Raw genomic sequence first — 20,888 nt, 5'->3', positions numbered from 1 at the left:
GGGACTGGCAGAGCCGCAAATCTGCTTGAGTCACCTGAGATCATCAGAGACTCGTATTGCAGTGCTTGCAGCAGCCAAACTTCTTTTGCCTTCGGCACACAGGTAGCTCGCGGACAAGCAGCCTGTGCCACCCTGCGACATTGTCCTGCGAACGAACTCCGGACTTTTCCAGACTACTGAATACGACTCGACCACTGGCAGTGGGGCAGCGGAGCGGTATGTTTCAGGAATCTTCCTTAAGCAAGGCTCCACAGGCGCTTCCGCCATTGACAGCTTGTCGGCCTTCCGCTCGCGGGAGACATTCTCTGCGAGCCATTCAGATCCCGCCGCGGCCCAACCCCTCACTGAGGGGCCGTCAAATGATACGGTCCTCGTCTCCGCAGCCGAATACGACATCGCGGGCCGCCCGATTCTCTCGACGCAACACGTCGATAGCAGCACCACGCGCGAAACAACGTATAGCTACGATTACCGTGGCCGCCGCCTCGTCACCCAGGGCGAAGAAAACTTCTGCCAGAAAGAAACCTACGACTTCCGCGGCCAACTCATCCGCAGCGAACGCTACGACGGCTCCCCCACCGGCACACTCTTAAGCCGCATCGAAACCGATTACGACCCCCTCGGCCGCCCCTACCAATCCCGCCGCTACGCCGTCAACCCCACCACCGGCAGCGTGGGTGCGGCGATGGTCGATGAAGTCTGGTACGATCAAAGTGGAAACGTGCTTCAGCGCACACCGGCGAACCTCGCATTAACGGAGTCGATGACCTACGACGGCTTGGGTCGCGTCCTCACCATCACTGATGCAAGAGACGCCGTCACAACGCTGGCTTACAATATCGCCGGTCATCAACTCTCGCTGACTGATGCCGAAGAAAACACGACCACCTGGCGCTACGATGGCGTGGGCCGGGTGATTGAAGAAGAAAATTCCTTGGGGAAATCGCGATTCTTCGCGTACAACACGGCTGGTCACTTAGAGACACGCACCGATCGCAATGGACGAGTCATTCAACTTGTTCATGATGATCTCGGGCGACCCGACACCGAACTCTGGAAGACCGGCGGCAGCACTGTGAACACCGTCAGCCGAACTTACGATGCCGAAGGACGCTTGCAGTCGATTTCCGACGATGTCTCCGCGTATGCCTACACTTACGACCTTTTCGGCCACATCGCCACGGTCGATAACGACGGCACCGACGATGTTCCCCACGTTCTCTTGACGGCTGACTGGAACCGCGCTGGCAATCGCCTCTCGCTGGCGGCACAAGTCGAAAGCAGCGACGATTTCACCAACAGCTACCTCCACAATGCGTTGGGGCAGCCCACGCAGATCACACAGCAGGGAAGTGTGGGCGGTAACTCGGTCACCGAAAAGCGTGTCGAGTTCGGCTACGACGTACTGAACCGCCCCCATGCCATCAGCCGCTTTGAACAAGTTTCAGGCGGCACCTCACTGGCCGACAGCGCGTTCACGTTCGACGATTATGGCCGGATCGTGCAGTTGAAGCACGCTCAATCGGCCACCATCCTGGCCCAGCACTACTACACCTACGATGCCGACCGCCGCCTCTCCAGCCATGAAACTCTGGATGGTACCTCAGCTTACGACTACGACGCCATTGCCCAACTCACCGCCGCCGATCACCCCACGACCCCCGATGAAGCCTACAGCTACGACCTCACCGGCAACCGCACGAACACCGGCTACATCACCGGCACCAACAACCAGCTTCTGGAAGACGGCACCTACGAATACCTCTACGACGACGAAGGCAACCGCATCCGTAAAACGGAAGTCGCCACCGGCGACTATACGGTCTATTCATGGGATCACCGCAACCGGCTGACCCAAGTCGAACACCGCGACTCACTCGATACGCCCCAGAAACGAGTGGCCTACACCTACGACATCCATAACCAGCGCATTACCCGCAAGCTGGACTCGACTGCCAACAACTCGTGGAACGACATCCGCCACTACACGTTCGACCCCACCACGAAAGGCACCACCAGTGACTGCGTGTTCATCCACGATGACAGCGGCGACCTGCTCACCCGATTCCTCCACGGCCCCGGCATCGACATGCCATTAGCCGAAGAAGACGACATTGGCAACATCAAGTGGCTCCTCGCCGACCACCTGGGCACCATCCGCGACGTGGCCGAACACAACGCGGGTACCACCACCGTCACCAACCACCTCACCTACAGCACCTTCGGCCAAATCACGGGCAGCACAGCAGGCCAACCCCTCCCGCATTATACCTTCACGGCGAGAGAATACGACGAAGACACGGGCCTCCACTGGTACCGCGCCAGATGGTACGACGCCGAAGTGGGAAGATTCGTAAGCGAAGATCCGATTGAGTTTAGCGGAGGCGACACCTCACTCCTGCGATATACACGAAATACCTCTACCTCGAGAAAAGACCCTAGCGGATTGAAAGAACCATATTTTGACTGGACTATGTACGGAATATGGTGCACAGGGTACGCTGATCATTACACATTAAAGACCGAACCTATTAAACCGCGTGTAAAAGTTCACACACCAACGACACCCCAGTGTGACCTCAACAGAATAATCCGCGTTGACCCAAATGCTCCCGGAAGGCAAACCTGCTTTCAGCTCCATGAATTTATTCGCCTAAACGTAGATCACGGCATGCTTACAAAAGGCATTCCCAACAAACAATACACTGAACTACATTTTCAAGCCCCACTGTTTGGCAATAACACTTGGGGCATTCAAAGCGGAGAAGGAAGACCCCCCCTACATCAACTTTGGTGAGTATGCTTCTGATGAATTGGATGATATGCTTCTCATTAAAGCATGGATGGAAAATCAAAACGCTGTGGAGAATTTCGAATTCCCATACCCATACTACACGGGTATTAACAACTGTATTACAGCCACATCATGGTACGAGCGATATGGACGCAACGGACATTGTGGACAGACTGGATTAGGCGTCCCGACGATGGAAACAGGAAACATGAGCTGGAATATATTTAATTTCTCTAGTTTTGGTCTTAAGAAACATCGACCACCCTGCCCCGAGCTATGGTTTCAATTATACGGTGGCGTTAACATCACTGAATAGACATATTCGCAACCATGCATTAATGAAAGAAGTGAATCTATGCTGCTTATATGGACGATTTGCCAGACGTTTCTCATTGATGCTGCGACAGTAATTACAGCAAATCGTCCATCTCCGTCAACACAATCAGTGCTATACGCACTGCAACTCAAGTTGATCCTCTTACTTCCTCAAGTAGCATATATAATAACATGTTTGTATTACGCACAAACAACCAGCAAATGGTTTCTTAAAACATCAAGTACGCAGATTGTTTTTTGGATTCTGTGGAATATATCAACAACGGTTTGGTTTTGCATGTAATCACTTTGTTGTCTTACTATTTGAGATTGCGTCAATATCCACACAAACATCCACATAGTGGCACAGGTTGTAGTCTACGAGCGACCTGTGTGCCAACAACACATGTGGTTTTAGCTACTCTATCTTGATCGTTCTGCTCTTTGACAATCGACATGAAGTTTACTCCCCCTGCCGGGGATCACTCTCCGGCAGGGGTTTTCGATGCCGCCACCTCAGGAAATGCTGTTAATCAGGTGCAGTTCACGTACAATGATTTTGGGCAGTCGATCCAGACGTTCCAGGAGCATGACGGCACCGTGAATACCGGCACCACACCCAGCGTGCAGCGAGGTTATGCCAACGGCAGCACCAACACAGTGCGCCCATTGAGCCTCACTTACCCCAACGGTCGGGAACTCACCTACGGCTACGGCACCACCAACGAAATCAACGATGCCCTCAGCCGCATCGGCTCCATCATCGACGACGATTTCTCCCTGACCCACCTGGTCGATTACGAATTCCTCGGCCTGGCAGGCGTCATCCAGCAAACCAGCCCCCAACCGAACCTGCGGTACACGCTGGCAGGCGTTTCCAACGATCCCGACACGGGCGACATCTACACCGGCCTGGATCGCTTTGGCCGGGTGAAGGACTCCCGCTGGTACAACACCTCGACCAACGCTGACCTCTCCCGCATCCAGTACGGCTACGACCGAGCCTCGAACCGCATCTGGCGGAAGAACCCCGTCGCCACGGCCAACAGTGCCGAATACGACTGGCTCTACACCTACGACGGCCTCCAACGCCTCAAGACCGCCAACCGTGGCACCCTCAACAACACCCAAACCGCTCTCACCAGCACGGCCTTCAAACAGGACTGGAACCTCGACCCCACCGGCAACTGGGAAGGATTTAAGCAGAGTGACAACGGCTCCACCTGGAGCATGGAACAAGAACGCACGGCTAACCCGGTGAACGAAATCACCGACATCACCAACACGGTGGGCAGTGCCTGGGCCGACCCGGCCTACAACGCCGTCGGCAACATGACCACCATCCCCAAACCCAAGCAGATGGACGAAGCCTACACCGCCACCTACGACGCCTGGAACCGGTTGGTCAAACTGGAGGAAGAAGTCTCCAGCACGCTGGAAACGGTCGCCGAGTACCAGTACGACGCCAGAAACTTCCGAGTGGTTGTCAAAAACTACGACTCCGGAGTGCTGGATGAAACGACTCACGCCTACTTCACGGACGGTTGGCAGAACATCGAAGAACGCACAGATTCCAGTTCCACCCTCAGCCAGCACCACATCTGGGGCCTGAGATACATCGACGACTGCCTCCTCAGAGACCGGACGACCACCACGACACTCGACGAACGTCTCTACGCACTCCAGGACGCCAATTGGAATGTTACCACCATTGTGGATGAAGCGGGCGAGGTACAAGAACGGTTTGAGTATGATCCGTATGGGGAAGTTCAACAACTAGATCTAATTTTCTCATCTTCAGCTAACACAAACAAATGGATCGTCGCATACGGAGGCTCACATTACGATCTGCACACAAAGATTTATGATTCCCGCTACCGATGTTTGCATTTCAAGTTAGGGAAATGGACACGAAGAGATCCATTGAGATACGTCGACGGACTCTCCCTCTATGAGCGTGTCAATCAATTGAACACTATTGACCCTTATGGTCTTGATGTTTTGACAGTTGATCAATGGTGGGACGAATGGTCAGAAAATCTGCTCCCATGGGATACCCTATCTCAATGGCAGAATAAAAACTTTCAACTTGTGAAAACATCAATCCCAAAGGGCCACTTTATAAATACTGCACAAGCCGGCTGCATTGGCGTAACTTTCTGCATGCTCGGCTTCCCCGGATACACACTCAACCCAAGCGGATTCGAGCTCCGAGACGGGTTTTTGCCAGATTTACAACATTGCTACCGTGATCCTGAACAGGCGCGACTGCGAATGAAGGACATGAACGAAACCAAAGAATGTTGCAAAGGATTTGGAACAAACATTTACGGAACAAGAACTGAAGCGAGATTGATAGCCATTGTCTGGAACAACGGCACTCCAGGAGGGGCTCGTGAAATTGCAATTAATGAAAAAAATGGAAAATTCTCGCTGAATGGCAAGAAAACCTGGAACGCTATTCTCTCAAGGCCCCCTGCATCAGCTGGAGACTACTTCAATTTTGACTTTTTCTACTTCAACCCTGATGATGCACTTTGGTATCACGCAAACAATGGATTTGGAAACGTTAACCCAATGGTAGTTCTCAGGAAGAATGACAAAGAGTTTAAGGAGAAGATCAAATCTTACGAAGATAACAAGCGATTCAATGAGATTGCCTACTGTGCAGTTTGCCAAGCCGAATGGGGAGATGCGAATGCAAACAAGAGTAAATAGTTTTTGTAAATATGGCCGATGTCTTTCAATGGCGTTTGCGCTGACAGCGTTCATACAGACAGGATGCGACACGTCAAGCGGCAGACAGACACGAGGAGAAGACCGAGAAATCATTTTCTCCTATCCGCAAGATTTAACAGCTCCCTCAGACATCCCTCCAACTAGTATCGTATCAAATAGCGACAAAGATGGACAGAAGCCACCAATTCTTCGTCTTGGAAAATCTGACTGGTATGAAGGCCACTTCTATGGATGGCAAGCGTCGCTTGAAAACAAGATTGCAGGAAATACCGAACGACTTTTGTTTCATTCGGGTCAATCCAACGGCGTGATGTTTGAGTTTTATGAAAGAGGCTTCAATGATGCTTCCGCGGAAATAGAAAACAGATGGAATTCTGCCAGTCGATCGGGAGTATCGCATGAAACTCTTGTTTCATACGCTCAGCGTGCGATAGCCGAAATTACAACCGAAAGAGAAAGCAGATTCGTTTTGGAAGTTAACAAACACGGCAAAATTGGTGAGAGAGATTAACCGTAGTGCAGGCTACATCCTGCCTTTGTTTCTCAGTTGCCTACCACCACATTTTCCACCCGCTCGGTGGCACAGGTTGTTCGTTATCGAGCGACCTGTGTGCCAGCGGCACGAGAAGTTTTGCCTCCTCCATCCTGATCTCTCTGCTCTTTGACAATTGACGTGAAGTTTTTTCCCACTGCTGGGGCTAATCCTCCAGCAGTGGCTTTTTCCGCCTCGATCGCTTTGGCCGCGTGAAGGACAACCGCTGGCACAAAGCGGGGACCGATCTCGACCGCATCAAGTACGGCTACGACCGCGCCTCGAACCGCATCTGGCGGAAGAACCCTATCGCCACCGCCCACAGTGCCCAATACGACTGGCTCTACACCTACGACGGCCTCCAGCGGTTAAAGACCGCCCACCGCGGCACACTCAACGGCACCCAAACCGCTCTGGCATCCACCGCGTTCAAGCAGGATTGGAACCTCGACCCCACTGGCAACTGGGAAGGGTTTAAGCAAAGCGATAACGGCTCCACCTGGAGTATCGAACAGGAACGCACTGCCAACCCAGTGAATGAAATCACAGACATCACCAACACGGTGGGCAGCGCCTGGGCCGACCCGGCCTACAACGCCGTCGGCAACATGACCACGATTCCCAAACCCAAACAGATGGACGAAGCCTACACGGCCACCTACGACGCCTGGAACCGGTTGGTCAAACTGGAGGAAGAAGTCTCCAGCACGTTAGAAACCGTCGCCGAATACCAATACGACGCGAGAAACTTCCGAGTCGTCGTCAAAAACTACAACTCCGGCGCCCTCGATGAAACCACCCACGCCTACTTCACCGATGCCTGGCAGTGTGTTGAAGAACTAAAAGGTGTACTGGAAGGTACGAATAGTCACTTCGTGTGGGGAGCCAGGTATCTGGACGACCTCATCCTACGCGATCGAAGCATCATTAGTGACGAACCTCCTGCTGTTCGACACTACTCACTTCAAGAAGACAACTGGAATACGAGTGTAGTCGTCGCAGCAGATGGCGTTGTTCATGCAAGATACGAATACGACGCTTACGGAATGGCCACATTCCTAGACGACGCCTTTAGCTTGACGGGAAATATTCTAGAATGGGAGACACTGTATGCAGGCTACCGTTTTGACACAAACACCTCTTTGTATTGTGTGCGATACCGACAGCTTCACGTACTAATCGGCTGGCTGGTTCGTGACCCACATATCCTCGATGAAGGCAACAATCTTTATTCTTACGTTAGCGGGCGCCCACTGGCTTTGATCGATCCTCTTGGATTGGCCGGGTGTAATATGGGAGCAGCCTTCGGGGAGGCGCTTTTCCAAGTGTTGTCAGTAAAAATTGCAGCACTAGTTGGAAAACGTGCGTTAAAAGCTGGAGCGCGATCAGCCATCTTGCTTGCAGCAGATGGCCCACTACCTATTGGGGACATAATCGCCGCTGCCTGGCTGGCATGGGATGTCTATTCAGGGCTCCGAGAAATCCAGGCGTTGAAGAAGATGTGGGAATTCTTGGAATCTCAACTAAAGCCCGAATTGTCAGAGCTCTGGAGTAGCAATAATTTTTCGGATTGCTTGGAGCGAAACGGCCAGTGCTGCAAGATGGCCAAGGATCTGGTCAGGGATTCTGTCAATGACGTCGGTGGTTTCAGCGCGATAGGAAAAAGCGTCTACAAACGCGCTGGGGAAGTTGTTCGAAACATTCGAAGCACGCTACCGAAGATTGCAGCCTGCTGCATTCCCAAAACCCCAAAATCGTTGACTTGTTATCGATCAGGGACGACAGGCTTTAACAAGCCAGATGGCAGCTATTGGACATACAATCGCCCAGATACCATTCCAAATTTTAATGAACGATATGGAATTCCAGCTGGAAACTCGACGCCGGACTGGACTGTTTCTGCGGAAATTCCTCGTAAGAAATTTAGAATCCAGCCCGCTGAGAAAGCGGAAGATAATCCGATTGGACGACCGGGAGGCTGGCCCGAAATATACGTTGAAGACCCATCAGGTCTTGAAATACACCGAGTTGACTGACTGTCAAATCATGGAGATAACAGTTGAAACGATCACGCAAAAAGCCGGATATTCACCAGTATGTTATGGAACTATACGGGGTGAAGCTTGAGTATTACCTATTGCTCAAACGTCGCATTCAATCAGAGCCAAGCATGTCCTCTCTAGCCCAGTCGCTAAGCGAGGTGCAAGGCGTTACCGGTAGTGAAGTTGCCCACAATATCCGTGACTTGCTTCAAGAGTTCCTGGATAGCCAACCCCAAGAGAAGCCAGAGGCGATCATGTGGGAGATTCGAAACTGGGTTAGACTTCATGATGTGGCATTTGCATTTGGTGGTTTTGTGTGGAATTGATCAGACCGACTGGCCCAATCTTGGCTTTGCATGCTGTGTGGCACAGCTTGCTCGTCTTCGAGCGACCTGTATGCCAACTGCACAAGAGGTATTGGTTGGCCAGCGAGTGTCTCTTCTGCGACCTGCTGAAACCCACTGACTCCACCTGAACCCAGTTCAAAACGACTCAGACTTCCTTCCTGACCCATTTCCATCCCCACCCCCTCAACCCCGGCCGTCATCCCTGGCGGCCGGTTTCTTTTCCTCTCCCATTTCCCTTCCGCTCTTCACAACTCCCTCCCCCATCCACCTCGAACCAAACCCATCCCCAACCCCTTCTCTCCCGCTCCTTTCCCCACCCCATTCCCGAAAAGCCTCTCCCATGACCACACGAACTGTCGAAACCCCCAACCCCGCCACACCCTCCGCCAGCTTCCCCCTGGTCCCCCTCCTGAAACCCGCCACCGGCAACCTCACCCTCACCGCCACCGTTTACCGTGATTCCAGCGACGACACCCCCACTCTCGTCATGGTGAAGGATCAATCCGGCGCTACGCTGGGATCAACAACCCTGACCACACCGCCAGGAAACCTGTCCGCGAACATCAGCATCCCCGCAACAGCAATACAAACCTGCCAAGTCAAACCCACGATCGAATGCACGCCTGAGCCACCAATCCTAACTTCGCAGGGTGGTACAGATTGCTCGTGGTCGTCGAGCGACCCGCCTGCCAGCGGCACAAGAGGGTGCGTTGGTGAGTGAACATGGAGAGAGGGGCCCAGAGGCTGTTTAGTCTCACGACAGCCCATGCCGTTGCGTGTCAATCCTCACCGAGGTGCACCATCAGCCGGAGAGCCGGATGACCTGCATCAAACACGGTTCATCGTCGATGGACAATTTTCCCTGATGCCCAAAGGTTACCAGCAAAACATTGCTCTGCTTAATTCGAAGTGTTCGAACATGGCACGCGCAGGGTGTGGCATCTTGTCGCCGGGTGACCCAACCGCGAGACGGTCGGGGTCACCCGCCATCTGGCGAATTATTCGGCACTCATCGTGGCAGGTTTTGTTTCTGCTTTTCCGGCATAGAACGTCACCTGGGCACTCATTTCGGGCTTCAGGTACATGCCCTCTTCATCGGCTGGGACACTGATCGCCACACGAACAGGAATGGCCCCTTTGGCTCTGTCTGCAATGGGCATCAATCGTGAGACCACACCGTCGTAAGCGCGATCGGGAAAAGCTTCCGAACGGACTTTGCATTTCTGGCCCGGGAAAACCTTCGAAATATCCCGTTCCTGAATGGTCAGATCGACTTCGAGCTTCGAAAGATCGGCCAGGTCGCACAAACTGAAAGAGCCATTGAAAGCTACGGGGTTCACAATGTTCCCCTCTTCGGCATTTTTCTTCAGAATCGTGCCGGAGATTGGTGCCGCGATCGTGCAGTTATCCAGGCGCCACTTGGCTCTTTCCAGTTCTGCCATCGCTTTATGCAGGTTCGCTTCACCTTCCAGTTTCCGCTCTTTACGGAAGCCATCTTCGGCCAGCTTGACCATCGCTTCCAGCTTGAGCACGCGCTGGGCCTGGGCCATGAGCAGTGACTCCGAATCTTCAAACTCCTGCTTGTTGAGAATCTTTTGTCCGTAGAGCTCGGCATTGCGGCGGAAGGTTTGTTCCAGCTGTTTTAATGTCGCTTTGGCTTCGCCCAGTTCGGCCTGAGCTTGAGCGATTTCCTCGGGCCGGTTTCCTTCACGCAACTCAGCCAGCCTGGCTTCAGCAGCAGCCACGTTGGCTCTGGCTCCTTCATAATCAGCCCGATATTCCGTGGGTTCCAGTTTCGCGAGGACGAATCCTTTTTCCACGCGAGTTCCTTCCTTGACGTTCAATTCAATAATCCGGCCACTCACCTGCGGGCTGACCAGAATCTGCTGTTCCGGGATGATATAACCCTGTGACAAGAGCACCATCGCTTCCGGATCGACAGCAGCAGCGTCGACGGGACGGGCATCACTGTTTGCAGGAGCTGAGGGATCCTTTTTGGACCCCGCAGTTGTGGTCTTCCCATCACCAGCGACGGTCGTCGAGGCTGGGGCATTGCTGCCGCGAGGGCCACCCACCTGGTAGACAAAGGCGAACAGGAAGATAAACACGAAACCAGAAATCGATAGTGTGGCAATCAGCCAGGCAATCGAGGTGGAAGCGTTGATTCCCGCATTGGCAGGGGGTGGCGGTAGACGCAATCCCTGTACGCGTTCAACCATCGCAGCGGATAACGCATCACGGGCAGTACCTGCAGAGTCCATACCAGCGATAACCTTCCAGGGTCACAAAATGTTGTTGCGACTTTGTCTCAAAGAATCTTCGGAGACTCTCTGCGGGAACTTATTGTTTCCATAGTACCCGGATTCGATAACGAAAAACTTTTATCAATCATCAGTTATAGACATCCCCGCAGCCGTTGGGGAGTCCTCATTCCGTCAAATTTCGGTATTCAATTGTGGAATCATTTGTCATTTCCGAATTGGAGAAGAAGTTTTTGTGTCTTGAAGGAAATCCATCACCCAAGGGAAGAAGAGTTTCCAGTCAGCATTCAAAGCCGGTGCCGGGAGCTACCGACGGGTACCAGTCACCGGAATCAAACACTGATCGTGTGCCATTGTCATGCGGGCGGGTTACACACATTGTCGGTTTTCATCGGCATTTGAGGTGATGAATGGCTGATGATACGACCGTTTGATGCTCAAACGAGGCAGATGTTCGACGGCATACGTTTATTCTCCAATCGCTTTTCTTACGGTTGGGATGGGTGATGTGTGAAATCTTTGCCCCTTGGCGGCGAATTTTCTGGGCAGTCGCGCTAAACTTCACTTGTTCTGGGGATCGATCGGCTTCCGCATCCTGCACTCTTTTGGCCGAGGGATCCTCAAAATCATTTCGCTTCTCGAAATTCTGAACCTGGCAATGCCAGCCATGCCGATTCAGTTGACGCCAGCTAACCCTCTGAGCCATTCATGACCAGATCTGAAATCACGATTCGTGGTGCCCGAGAACATAATCTGCGTGACGTCAGCCTGGTTTTGCCCAAGAACAAACTGATTGTTATGACGGGCGTCAGTGGCTCGGGCAAGAGCTCTCTCGCCTTTGATACGCTCTACGCCGAAGGTCAACGGCGGTACATCGAATCCCTCTCGACGTACGCGAGGCAATTCCTGGGATCGATGCCCAAGCCGGATGTCGATTCGATCACCGGGCTGGCTCCTTCGATCTCGATTCAACAGAAAACGGCTGGTCGAAATCCGCGCAGTACCGTGGGTACGATCACCGAGATATACGATTACCTGCGAGTGCTGTTTGCCCGGGTTGGCCAAGCCGAATGCCACCAATGCCATCGCCCGATCACTTCCCAGTCTCCTGAGAACATCGTCGAGCAGATTCTCATTTTACCTGCCGGAACAAAGTTTCAGATCCTGGCACCACTCATTCAGCGTCAGAAGGGTGAGTTTAAGGATCTTTTCGTTGATCTTCTCAAGCAGGGTTATCTCCGCGCCAGGGTTGATGGCAAATTCATTTCGCTGAGCGAAAGTCTGCAGCTTGATAAGCAGATGAAGCACACGATTGATGTGGTGATTGACCGCCTGGTGGCCGGGAAATCGACTCGCCAGCGTGTGGCCGAAGCTGTAGAAAATGCGCTCAAACTGGCGAATGGGCAACTCATTGTTTTGCAGGATTCTCCCGAAGAATTCCTCTCTGCCGCTATTCAGAGTGAAGACGATTCGCCGTCTCAGGAGAATCCGAGCGAACAGTTTTTTGCCACGGCTTATGCCTGCACCCATTGCGGTATCAGTTACGATCCTCCCTCGCCGCAACTTTTCAGTTTCAACAGCCCTCAAGGGATGTGTGCCGACTGCAACGGTCTCGGGATGCGGCACGATTTTTTACTTGATCGGCTCATTCCCGATGAATCCCTTTCTATCCAGAAGGGAGCACTCGCACTTTCAGGTAAACTTTCCAAGCTGGGCCGTTGGCGCAGGCATCTCATTGATGGCGTGGCTGCGGCGATTGAAAAAACACTGAGCCTCAAGCCCGGTGAGTTCCTGAAAACCCCGTGGAATGAACTGCCCCAGGGGGCGCGCGATCTCTTCCTGGATGGGCTGGGCAATCAGCATGTGACGTACAGTTTCAAGCACTCGGGCGGAGTGTGGAAGCATGGTGGGAAGTACACAGGCTATGTCCGCGAACTGCTCGAAGAGTACCGTAAAGCCAAAAACCCGATGCGCCGCAGGCAGCTTGAAAAGTATATGGAAGTCGTGGGGTGCAGCACTTGCCACGGTTCGCGACTCAACGCTCAGGCCTGCAACTATTTTATCTCCAGCCAAGCATTGGAGATGACTACGCCGGCGATAGCACGCAGCGGTTCCTCATCGGCGGCTTCCCAGGCGAAAAAACAGCGTCTGTCACTTCCTGGGGTTTGCCATCTCAGTGTGGGTGAAGCTTTCGAGTTTTTTGAACAGCTCGATCTGGATCCGACTTCGCAATATATCGCTGAAGAAGTTCTTAAAGAGATTCGTGGCCGCCTGGGTTTTCTTTTGCGCTGCGGTCTCGATTACCTCGCGCTGGATCGGACGGCACCGACGCTCAGTGGTGGAGAAAGTCAGCGGATTCGTCTGGCTGGGCAGATTGGCTGTGGCCTTGTGGGTGTGGTTTATATTCTCGATGAACCATCGATTGGCCTGCACCCTCGCGATAACGAAATGCTGCTGGGGAGCCTGCAGGATCTTCGCGATCAGGGTAATACCGTGATCGTGGTGGAGCATGACGATGAAACGATGAAGGCTGCCGATCACATTATCGACTTTGGCCCCGGCCCCGGTGTTCGTGGTGGAAAAGTTGTTCATGAAGGGAGTCTTGAGGCACTTCTGGCGAATGAAGAAAGTGAAACGGGAGCTTATCTCTCCGGCCGCAAGCAGATCGAAATCCGCGAAACACGTCGCTCAGGAATAGGAACATCCATCTCGATACAAGGTTGCACGCATCACAACCTGCAAAATGTCGATGTCGAGTTTCCACTGGGGAAGTTCATCTGCGTGACCGGTGTTTCCGGTTCAGGGAAGAGCTCGCTGATTAACGATATTCTGTGGCCGCTGCTCAATCGCGAAGTCAATCTTGGTGAAGGTGCTCCCGGTGCTCATCAGAGTTTTGACAATCTCGCATTGGTCGATAAGGCCATCGATATTGATCAGTCACCGATTGGTCGTACACCCCGGTCGAACCCTACCACCTATGTCAAACTCTTCGACCTGATTCGTGATCTTTACACACAACTTCCCGATTCTAAAACCCGCGGGTTTAAGCCGGGACGCTTCAGTTTTAACGTCCCTGGCGGTCGTTGCGAGGCCTGCGAAGGGCATGGTTCGAACAAGCTTGAAATGGACTTTCTTGCCGATATCTGGGTGACCTGCCCGGTCTGCCAGGGACGCCGATTTAATAAAGAGACGCTGGAGGTGCGTTTCAAGGGTAAGAACATTGCTGAAGTCCTCGATATGGATGTTCAGACGGCACTTGAACATTTTGAAAACCTCCCCAAGATCAAAAATCTGCTGCAGACTTTGCACGATGTGGGCCTCGACTACATCAAGCTGGGGCAGCCCTCTCCTACCCTCTCTGGTGGTGAAGCTCAGCGGATTAAACTCGCGAAAGAACTTGGCAAACGCAGCACTGGCAAAACCGTCTACATTCTCGACGAACCGACAACTGGCCTGCACTTCGTTGATATCGCCCACCTGCTGCGGGTGTTGCATGGCTTTGTGGATGCCGGGAATACCGTCATTGTCGTGGAGCATAATCTTGATGTCATCAAGACGGCCGACTGGGTGATCGATCTGGGGCCCGAAGGTGGCAAAGGTGGTGGCAGGATTATCGCACAGGGGACACCAGAAATGGTGGCCCAATGTGAGGCCTCATACACGGGTCGCTTTCTGGCCAGAGTCCTTGAGGCGAGCGGTCGATCAATATCTCAGCCCGTTTCACTGGGGTCCGCAGCCACCTCCACTGGCAAGGGGCAGGGAACGAAGAAAAGACGCAAAAGCACGGCAGATCACGTGGTTGAGATGCCACAAAAAAGTGTGGCTCGAACTTTTCCTCCTGAGACAAAAGTCGCTTCACCTTCCCGCTGGCAAGCAGCTTTGCCACTCAAGCAGCAAGACCGTGAAGCACAGACCAACATCGTCATTCGCGGGGCCTCCCAGCACAACCTGCAGAAAATCAGTCTCGATATCCCTCGCGATCAGATGAGTGTCTTCTGTGGCCCCAGTGGTTCCGGCAAAACGTCACTCGCCATGGATACGCTCTACGCGGAAGGCCAGCGGCGATACGTCGAGTCCCTTTCGTCGTATGCCCGGCAGTTTCTTGGTCAGATGCCCAAGCCCAAAGTCGAGCATATTCACGGTCTTCAGCCTTCGATTGCGATTGAGCAGAAGACGGTCGGCCACACGCCGCGCTCGACGGTCGGCACCACGACGGAAATTTACGATTATCTGCGTGTCCTCTATGCCCGCCTGGGAACGCAACATTGCCCCGACTGTCGCATCGCGGTGGAATCGCAAACCACCGACGATGTGATCGATCTCCTCATGGCCAAGCCGGAAGGCACCAGACTGCTGGTTCTGGCACCGCAGGAAGTTCCCGTTGGCCAGCAGTACGCCAAAGTGTGGGAACGGCTGAAAGAACAGGGCTTCAGCCGGGTACGTGTGGACGGCACCACCTATCGACTGGAAGAAGTTCCCGAAATCGACCGCCGGCGAAAGCATGTCGTCGAAATTGTCATTGATCGCGTCACGATTGCCTCGGGCAGCCGCCGCCGTCTGGCTGATTCTGTCGAGGCAGCCTTTGATCAGGGCAAAGGCGTGATTCGTGTCGCCTTCGTCGATGACGACAAGCCGGAGAACTCGTGGAAAGTTCAGCCCTTCAGTCTGTTTCGTGCCTGCTCGCAATGCGGCAGAAGTTTTGAGACATTGGCACCACACAACTTCTCGTTCAACAGTCCCTTGGGATGGTGCGAAAGCTGTGAAGGTCTGGGCACTCAGCAGGGCACGAACCTTGCGGCTCTCATTGGTGATCCCACACGAACTTTACGCGAAGGAGCCATTTCGGCCTGGCCAGACCCTCGGCAATCTCCCGCAATGTTCGAACTGTTGGACGCCCTGAGCCGGGGAGTCGGCCTTTCGCTCGACACGCCATTTAATCAGCTCGAACCGGCTGAGCAGCGACTGGTTCTCTTCGGGGCTGGCGAGCAGTGGTTCACGGTTTACCAGGTGGCTCAGCCCGCAGCGGCCAAAAAGTCGAGCACCAAAGCAGCAGCGAAATCGAAGAAATCATCCACGGCCGATCAAGCCGTCAAATACCGCTTCCAGTTCAAAGGGCTGTACCCGGCTCTCGAAGAAGCCTCACGCGTTTCGTACTCATTCCGCCAATCGCTGTTCGATTTGATTGGTGAAGTTCCCTGCTCTTCATGCAGTGGCAGCCGCTTGAGAGAAGATGCCTCTGCCGTGCGCCTGCAAGGGAAGACTTTGCAGCAGTTGTGCGAATTGCCACTCAATAAAGCTCAAGAGTTTCTGCATGGACTTACACTCAACAAAACCCAACAGAAGATCGCGGGAGACCTGCTGGAAGAAGGGGCTGGTCGCCTTGATTTTCTGGTTGATGTCGGTCTGCATTACCTCACCTTGAGCCGCACACTTCCGACGCTATCCGGCGGAGAAAGCCAGCGGATTCGATTAGCGGGTCAGTTGGGCCGGGCGTTGACAGGTGTGCTGTATGTTCTCGATGAACCGACCATCGGGCTGCATCCCAGCGATAACGGGCGTCTGCTGCAGGCACTGAAGAAGCTGCGCGATCTTGGCAACACTGTGGTGCTCGTCGAGCATGATCGCGAAGTTCTCGCAGCCGCCGATCGATTGTACGATTTCGGCCCCGGTTCTGGCAGGTTGGGTGGCCTTGTCACAGCGGAAGGAACACCACACGAGATCGAACACTGCGACGACTCGCTCACGGGCAGATTTCTCTCTCTTAAGGAAGATATTCTCGTTCCGACCGAACGCCGTGTCCCTGCGAGGTTTGGCAGAAGCCAGGCACCAGTTGATCGGGCGAAATCAGGTGCTGCGACGAAAGGGAAGGCCAAGGCTCAGGTGGCAGCCACAACCAAGGCTTCTGCAAGCAAGCCTCTCTTCTGGCTGGAGTTGATTGGGGCCCGCCAGAACAATCTTCGCAATGTTGATTTGCGGATTCCTCTGGGGGCACTGACAGCCATCACGGGTGTGTCCGGAAGTGGCAAAAGCTCCTTGATCGCCGACACTCTCGGCAAAGCCATTGCCCGCAAACTGCATCGTTCGAGCGAACAGCCCGGGCCATACGATGAACTTCTCGGGCTGGATTACCTCAGCAAGTTGATTGTTGTCGATCAGCAGCCACTCGGAAACACCCCTGCCTCCAACCCCGCGACTTATACAGGCGTCTTCGAACACATTCGTGAGCTGTTTGCTCATCTTCCTGAATCAAAGGTGCGCGGATATCGACCCGCCCGCTTCAGCTTCAACCGGGCTGGTGGTCGCTGCGAGACCTGCGAAGGGAATGGCCAGAAACTCATTGAAATGCACTTCCTCCCCGATCTCTGGGTCGAGTGCGATACCTGCCACGGACGCCGCTACAATCCTGAAACTCTGGCGGTCAAGTTCCAGGGGAAGAACATTGCCGATGTGCTTGAGATGCCCATTTCCGAAGCCGTCAAGTTGTTTGAGAGCTTCCCCAAAATTCGCGGGCCGCTGGCAGTTCTTGATGCGATTGGTCTCGGTTATCTGACCCTCGGCCAGCCTGCGCCGACCCTTTCCGGCGGCGAGGCCCAGCGCGTCAAGCTCGCGGCTGAACTCGCCCGTCCCAGTACTGGCAGCACCCTTTACCTGCTGGATGAGCCAACGACAGGCCTCCATTTTGATGATATCCGCAAGCTGCTCAAGATCCTGCAAAGCCTGGTCGATGCGGGGAATACCGTCGTCGTCATTGAACACAACCTCGATGTGATCAAAACCTGCGACTGGATTGTTGATCTCGGCCCCGCTGCCGGCAGCGAAGGGGGCTACATCGTGGCGACGGGAACTCCTGAAGATCTCGTCCGCATCGCTCAAGGGGAAGTTCCAGATGATGACCCATCGAAGAAAAATCCTCAGCAGCATGTCTCGTTGACTGCTCAATGTCTCGCCCCGGTTCTGGAAGCGAGCCGCAAGGGAGCCCGCGAAGTCTTTGATGCGAAGGCCGCCCTCGCGCGCCGACGGGATGATCTTGATCTCAAGTCGCTCGGCAAGAGTGCCAAAATGCCCTGGGAGGTCGATGGCCGCAAGTGGCATCTGGTCGATCACCTGGCCAATTCGGGTCGTCCTGCGAAATGGCCTGTCTCGCTTCTGGAAACGATCTTTGAACCGTTAGAGGAGGATTCAGGCGTCACTGTTGTCTGGAATGATCGCAGTGTGATTGAAGCTAAATCGAAAGGGATTCCCAGCTGGTTTATTCATGCACTGACGGGCGATGAATGGCTGCTGCAGGCCAAGTTCCGCGTGGCGAAGGGGACGTTCGACCAGACGGAACTCGCTGAATCTCTCGATCTTCTCGATATCGACGATCTCGATGAACTCCCCATTTACAACCGGGCCGAGCGAGTCCGGGTGAAGGCTATGGCGGGGGGCTTGCAGGAGGTCACGATCTCTCTGGCGAAGGCTGATGATGTCGCCACACCTGCCTTCGCCAGCTTCTTCAAAGAGGCACTGGCCAGCTATCTTTCGCTGGGCGAAAAAGCCGAGGCGTCGAATCCCGAAGACCTGATGCCCTGGAAGAAACTGGGTCGCAAATGGCACGTCATGCGGAAAGGTTTTTTGAAGGGGAAAGTGCTCTGGGAACCGGCCGTTGCCGAGGCTCTGTTTGAATTGATGGAGACCACCTTCCCGGCGGCGGAAGTTGACTGGACGCAGAAGATGCTGGTGAAGTACCGCGTGGTTCCTGCCAAGGCAGACGCCAAAGCCGGTGCGAAGCCCCGCGTCCTGGCGAACATCATTACGAAACGCACTGGCAGCCTCGATCTTGAACTCTTCGCCCCTGCAGGAACCGCCGGCAGCAAACCCATCACCCTGGGAGAAATCCGCGACCTGGGTGAAGACCCCGCGATTGAAACCAACTCGGATGGCGAACAAGTCATCAAACTCAGCTTCGTGACAGCCGATCAGGTGAAGAAACCGACGCTATTGAAGCTGTTGAAGAAGCTGGGTGGAATTTAATTGTTGGGTGGCAACGTCACAAGAGGTTAGCGAGATTGAATTGGGCTTGATGGAGATCTCAACACCTTTTCCACAAGTCGAGCTACGACGCAAGGTGGCCTCGGTTGAAATTCCGATTTCTACCGGGATGGCAAAGCCACAAGAGGTTTCATTCCCTGTCAACGACCATTCAGGCCACTCTGATTTCATACCGGGAGCGAGACTGGCTCGCTGCCTGGTGCCGTCAGCCTCTTCTGCCTGCGGCACACAGGTAGGTCGCCGCCGACCAACCTGTGCCACCCTTCTGAATTGCCAGCGAGGTGAAAGATTGCTTTCGACTTCTAATTGCATGGTTCCCATCGGCCCAATTGGAAGCCTTCAAACTCATAAATACTCTCTCTTGTCGATTCGAGTCGTCGCGTGGCAGGATCTCGCCGAATAGAGCTAGGTAGTTTTTCTGAAACAGAGAAACGGAATAATCGGTGTGATCCGCAGAAGTTGCCATATGTGCGAATTCAAGGATATGGCCGGAAATTGTCGTCTTGTAAGTGATGGAGAATGCTGTATAGCGTGAAATGATGTCCATCAAGTAGAGCTGGACTTGTCAGCTTGAACTCATTTCATGCAGGTGTGCTATGGCGACTACTCATGCCCCGGTTTCAGTCGTTCGGCCTGAACTGTTTCGGAAATTCAACCACGTCCCAGCATACGAAATCGTGCCTGTCTCGCGGAGCTGGCTGGAGCGGATCGGAGATTGGCTGCATCGCCGCGTGGTACGTCGTTTTGTGCGGTGGAACTCAGAAAGTATGGCATTTCTGGTCTCCCAACTGCCGATCATGTTTGGAGCAGTTGCCGCCATGGTGCGACTAGGAGGGTTTGAAGCTCTGCTCAAACGCCCGCAATCACTGGAGGAACTCGCAGAGACTCTGCAGGTTGATGCGCACTCCTTAGTACATATCTTGCGACCACTCCTGGCCATGCATTTCATTGATCGTGACGTTCACGACATCTATTCCATTGGCCCACTAGGCCGTGAATATACAAGCCAGGGGAGGCAACCTTTTGCTGCCTGGGTCGAACTGGTCGACCGTATTCAGGTTCCCGTCATGTCTCAATTACCAGATGCTATCCGGGCTGGAGAACCACTGACGCGGTTCGTCTATCATAAGACCTGCTGGGAAGTGATGGCCGAACATCCCGGGACTTGTGAACTCCATGATGTCGCCTGCGGACGCTGGACGGAACTTTGTGTCGATGAAGTGGCGAAATGCTGCGACTTCTCGAATGTAAAGACACTCATCGACATTGGTGGCGGGCGCGGTGCCTTTTTAGCGGCCATGTTGCGTGCAGCCCCGCATGTTTCTGGAGCGGTTTATGATCGCCAGGAAACTCATGCGGCTGCTGGCGAGATGTTTTGCGGAAAAGGTGTGGCAGATCGAGCCGAACATCTCGTGGGGAACTTTTTTGAGGAAGTACCCGCAGGCAGAGATCTCTATACGATCAAGCATGTCCTGCACGACTGGGATGACGAGAGTGTCCGCAAGATTCTATCGAATATCCGACGGGCGATGTCGGCACACTCGAAACTGCTGATTGTCGAAGGTTCGGTGGATCATAACGTCGCACCGGGTGAGATTGTCCGCAGTCTTTTCGATCTGCATCAGTATGCCGCCACCTGGGGTTGTTCGCGCACTTTTGATGAGTTCGCACGGCTGTGTGCGGATTCCGGTCTCCACCTGCAGCGCGTGATCCCGACACGCCTCATCGACCCCCAGATTATGGAATGCGTCCCTGCATAGCCTGAGGTGAATTTGCCGGTTCGTTTGAAAGTGGTACCGCTCACGATCTGGCGGAATGGAATGTCAC

At 53.8% G+C, this 20,888-nt stretch carries 9 protein-coding genes; 8 read left to right on the top strand and 1 reads right to left on the bottom strand.

Annotated elements, in window-relative coordinates; translation table 11 throughout:
• Positions 1-124: 124 nt before the first annotated feature.
• From PLIM_RS08335 to PLIM_RS24110, 6 genes are all read left to right on the top strand, one after another.
• Entirely contained in the window at positions 125-2,797 is a 2,673-nt protein-coding gene (locus tag PLIM_RS08335; RefSeq protein WP_041401417.1) for an RHS repeat domain-containing protein, read from the top strand.
• 768 nt (positions 2,798-3,565) lie between these two features.
• Positions 3,566-5,827 (top strand): RHS repeat domain-containing protein, encoded by a 2,262-nt coding sequence (locus PLIM_RS08330; RefSeq protein WP_013109866.1) that lies wholly within the window; start codon positions 3,566-3,568, stop codon positions 5,825-5,827.
• Positions 5,808-6,359, top strand: a complete 552-nt coding sequence (locus PLIM_RS08325; RefSeq protein WP_013109865.1) for a hypothetical protein — start codon at positions 5,808-5,810, stop codon at positions 6,357-6,359. The genes PLIM_RS08330 and PLIM_RS08325 overlap by 20 nt, the downstream gene beginning before the upstream one ends.
• A gap of 233 nt (positions 6,360-6,592) precedes the next feature.
• On the top strand, positions 6,593-8,416 hold the full coding sequence (locus PLIM_RS08320; RefSeq protein ID WP_013109864.1) for an RHS repeat domain-containing protein: 1,824 nt from the start codon (positions 6,593-6,595) through the stop codon (positions 8,414-8,416).
• Between the two features lie 23 nt (positions 8,417-8,439).
• Entirely contained in the window at positions 8,440-8,748 is a 309-nt protein-coding gene (locus PLIM_RS24115) for a hypothetical protein (RefSeq protein WP_013109863.1), read from the top strand.
• Between the two features lie 361 nt (positions 8,749-9,109).
• The gene (locus PLIM_RS24110) at positions 9,110-9,490 is read left to right on the top strand and encodes a hypothetical protein (protein ID WP_148227036.1); all 381 of its coding nucleotides are present in this window, start codon (positions 9,110-9,112) and stop codon (positions 9,488-9,490) included.
• A 277-nt stretch (positions 9,491-9,767) separates the two neighbouring features.
• Here the strand turns inward: PLIM_RS24110 and PLIM_RS08305 are convergent, their stop codons facing one another.
• Positions 9,768-11,030, bottom strand: coding sequence for an HlyD family secretion protein (locus PLIM_RS08305; protein WP_013109860.1), 1,263 nt, complete (start codon positions 11,028-11,030; stop codon positions 9,768-9,770).
• 708 nt (positions 11,031-11,738) lie between these two features.
• Between PLIM_RS08305 and uvrA the strand changes: the two genes are divergently transcribed.
• Both uvrA and PLIM_RS08285 read left to right on the top strand, forming a co-directional pair.
• Positions 11,739-19,043 carry an excinuclease ABC subunit UvrA gene (gene uvrA, locus PLIM_RS08295; protein WP_013109859.1) on the top strand — a complete coding sequence of 2,435 codons (7,305 nt, stop codon included), beginning with the start codon at positions 11,739-11,741 and terminating at the stop codon, positions 19,041-19,043.
• Positions 19,044-19,738: 695 nt separating this feature from the next.
• Positions 19,739-20,821 (top strand): methyltransferase, encoded by a 1,083-nt coding sequence (locus tag PLIM_RS08285; protein ID WP_196349549.1) that lies wholly within the window; start codon positions 19,739-19,741, stop codon positions 20,819-20,821.
• Positions 20,822-20,888 lie beyond the last annotated feature (67 nt).

The sequence above is a fragment of the Planctopirus limnophila DSM 3776 genome (assembly GCF_000092105.1).
Taxonomy (GTDB): domain Bacteria; phylum Planctomycetota; class Planctomycetia; order Planctomycetales; family Planctomycetaceae; genus Planctopirus; species Planctopirus limnophila.
Note: the sequence above shows the minus strand (reverse complement) of the source record. Positions and strands in the feature narration are given on the sequence as shown.